At 58.9% G+C, this 482-nt stretch carries 1 protein-coding gene; it reads left to right on the top strand.

Going from position 1 to position 482, the window contains the following annotated elements:
* Positions 1-234, top strand: a 234-nt coding sequence (locus tag OCH239_RS23435; RefSeq protein ID WP_211242051.1) for a hypothetical protein, incomplete at its 5' end; no start/stop codon positions are given.
* Positions 235-482 lie beyond the last annotated feature (248 nt).

The raw sequence follows: 482 nt of genomic DNA, 5'->3' as shown, positions 1-482 counted from the left end.
CTCCAGCGTGCGGCGCCAAACTACGACACCGACATGCTGCCGGGGTTGAACAAGGTCACATTCACAGCCCTGGGGACGGGCCAAAAACCGGCGGGAGCAACGAAGACGTACCGCATTGTCTCAGACGATCGGTCGATCAAGAAATTGCAACCGGAGAGCCTCGATACGAGAATCCTAACCTCTCGTCAGTGCCGGCGCATCCATGAGCAGCAGGGCTCCGACGTACATGATTGACGGCTCTCTCCGAGCCGCGAGCGATCAAGCACCTCACGCTCTCGGCAAAAACCTCGATCCTATTGGACACTGCAGGCGTTCGCGAAACCGGAACAGCTTCGCCTTGCAGCTTTGCTCGCTGCACTACCACGTTGTGGTACCGGGCAGAGCGGTCAGGCCTCAACAATATGGACCTCCGATGGGGTGAGACCCGACTCCGCAATGGTGTTGGGTAGTGCCCCACCGGTTCTCTAATCGCTCCAGTCAAG

Source organism: Roseivivax halodurans JCM 10272, from assembly GCF_000521785.1.
GTDB classification, from domain to species: Bacteria; Pseudomonadota; Alphaproteobacteria; order Rhodobacterales; family Rhodobacteraceae; genus Roseivivax; species Roseivivax halodurans.
The sequence above is the reverse complement of the archived record's forward strand: the minus strand, read 5'-3'. Positions and strand labels throughout refer to the sequence as shown.